This window comes from Phytopseudomonas daroniae (genome assembly GCF_004327285.1).
Classification (GTDB): domain Bacteria; phylum Pseudomonadota; class Gammaproteobacteria; order Pseudomonadales; family Pseudomonadaceae; genus Aquipseudomonas; species Aquipseudomonas daroniae.
The window spans coordinates 1-558 of sequence record NZ_QJUI01000056.1 but is presented as its reverse complement, the minus strand read 5'-3'; the positions used below and the strand labels follow the sequence as shown (position 1 = coordinate 558).

The window sequence follows — 558 nt, the reverse complement described above, 5'->3', positions numbered from 1 at the left end:
CACGGGCAATTGGTATACGAGCAGCGCATCAAGTCGCGCGATGCGTTCTCGGCGTTGCTGGGCACGATAGCCAGGGGCGCAACTGTTCTGATGGAAACCGGGCCAGGTGCACAGGCGTGGGCTCGACAGGTACAGGCTCTGGGCTGCCTGGTGCGTGTGTTACCGGCACAGCGCGTCGCCGACCACCGCAGTGGTGCCAAGAACGATCGCAACGATGCCCTGGCAATATTGCGCGCAGGACGCGATCAGGCCATCCACGCCGTGCCGGTGAAAAGCGTGGAGGCCCTGGCCATGCAGGCGGTGCATCGGGTCAGGCAGGGCTACATGCGGCGGCGTACGGCGCTGGGCAATCAGATGCGCGGCCTGCTGCTCGAGCATGGCCTGGCGATACCGCAAGGGGCTACGGCGCTCGCCGAGCGCGTGAACCGGATCCTGGAGGATGCCACGCTGCCACTGCCTGAGCTTCTACGCGAGCTGCTTGCCGACCTGCAGGCAGAATGGGCGTTCCTGGGAAGTCGCATCCTGCAGCAGACCAAGCGGTTGGAGCAAAGCGCGCGC

1 protein-coding gene is annotated in these 558 nt (G+C 65.8%); it reads left to right on the top strand.

Annotated elements, in window-relative coordinates:
- On the top strand, nucleotides 1–558 hold a 558-nt coding region (locus DNK06_RS25045), incomplete at both ends, for an IS110 family transposase (RefSeq protein WP_165496320.1).